Consider the following 592-nt stretch of genomic DNA (forward strand, 5'->3'; position numbering starts at 1 on the left):
ACGGCGCTGTCGGTGCTGGCCATGTTGCTGCCGGCGCTCTGCACCTTCTGCCCGTGGGCGTTGGCCTGCTCGTAGATCACCTGGAAGTTGCGACCCAACTGGGTGATGAACTCCTGGCAGGCCACCGAACCGGCACCGCCCCAGAAGTCACCCGCAGCAAGCACATCGCGAACGATGGCCTGGTGCTCAGCCTCCAGAGACGCGGCCTGGGCGCGGATCAAGGCACCGTGGGCGTCGACATCGCCGAACTGGTAATTGATTGTCATAACGGTGTTCTCCTAATGTCTGGAATGGTACGCAGCCGCGGTTTTAAGCGCTAGCTGCCGAGGATTTGCTGCGAGGCCTGCTCTTGCTGCTCGTAGTTGTTCGCGTCGCGGATCAGTCCGTCCCGCACTCCGTGGAGCATGTTGACGATGTTGCGGAAGGCCTGGTTGACCTGACCCATGGTGTCGTACGAGGTGGCCTGCGCCTGACCGCTCCAGCCCGAGCCGGCGATGTTCATCGAGGACGCCCACATCTTGCGAGCCTCGTCCTCAACCGTCTGGGCGTGCACCTCGAAGCGGCCCGCCATCGCCCGCATTTCGTGCGGGTC

Annotated in this window: 2 protein-coding genes; both read right to left on the reverse strand. The window is 63.5% G+C overall.

Annotated features, from left to right (window positions below; genetic code table 11):
- Nucleotides 1-266 (reverse strand): WXG100 family type VII secretion target (locus tag A5756_RS21580; RefSeq protein WP_066957308.1); only part of this gene is annotated, 266 nt, incomplete at its 3' end.
- Nucleotides 267-316: 50 nt separating this feature from the next.
- Nucleotides 317-592 (reverse strand): WXG100 family type VII secretion target (locus tag A5756_RS21585; protein ID WP_066957310.1); only part of this gene is annotated, 276 nt, incomplete at its 5' end.

Origin of the sequence: Mycobacterium sp. 852002-53434_SCH5985345, assembly GCF_001667155.1 — a bacterium.
GTDB lineage: Bacteria > Actinomycetota > Actinomycetes > Mycobacteriales > Mycobacteriaceae > Mycobacterium.